Here is a 773-nt window from a genome sequence, read left to right on the forward strand (position 1 = left end):
CGGCAGCGCCCGCATTAACGGTGAAGTCAGCACCGTTATTGCAAACGATGCCATGACTTTTAACCCGCGTTTTCCGGTGGTATACGCCGGAGTTATCGGGCTCGAAGAGGGTTACAAAATGGCGCTAGCGGTCTATCGCACGCTGGCGATGGATAAAGACAAGCCCGTCGGCGAGAAACGTCCGCTGGTGCTGATTGTCGATACTCCCGGCAACGGGCCGGGCAAGCTGGAAGAGATCATCGGCATGAACAAAGCCACAGGCGCCTATCAGCTGGCACTGGCTGAGGCGCGCCATGCCGGACACCCGATTATCGCGATGGTCATCGGTCGCGCTATTAGCGGCGCGTTTCTCTGCCACGGTTTGCAGGCCGACCATATCCTGAGCCTGACGTCGGAATTTGGCACCATGATCCACGTAATGCCGCTGAGCAGTATCGCGCGTATTACCCGCCAGGACGTGGAGCGTCTGAGCGAGCTTTCCCGTACCAATCCGGTCTTCGCTGCCGGGCCAGAGTTCTTCTGGCAACTGGGCGGAGTGGAAGCGCTGATCAAGGCAATCCCGGAGATGAAAGAGGCGATCGTTCGCCATATCGCAGAAGTGCGCCAGCAGAAACAGGCGGCTGGCGTGACGGCGACAGGCCCGCAGGGGCGTGGGATCGCAGGCGAAGAGCGCGGCGGCAGAAAAATGCGCAACGTGATTCTGGCGCAGATGCGCGAGGAGTATCGGGCGGTCGCGGCGCGGTATCAGCCGGCCTGATTCTGGAGTACGTGCT

Annotated in this window: 1 protein-coding gene; it reads left to right on the plus strand. The window is 60.5% G+C overall.

Translation table 11 applies throughout. The features are described 5' to 3' along the window. Nucleotides 1-757, plus strand: a 757-nt coding sequence (gene mdcE / locus CWM53_RS06565) for a biotin-independent malonate decarboxylase subunit gamma (RefSeq protein WP_100750737.1), incomplete at its 5' end; no start/stop codon positions are given. Between the last annotated feature and the right edge of the window lie 16 nt (nucleotides 758-773).

Source organism: Klebsiella sp. A-Nf5 (assembly GCF_002810545.1).
Classification (GTDB): Bacteria; Pseudomonadota; Gammaproteobacteria; order Enterobacterales; family Enterobacteriaceae; genus Klebsiella; species Klebsiella variicola.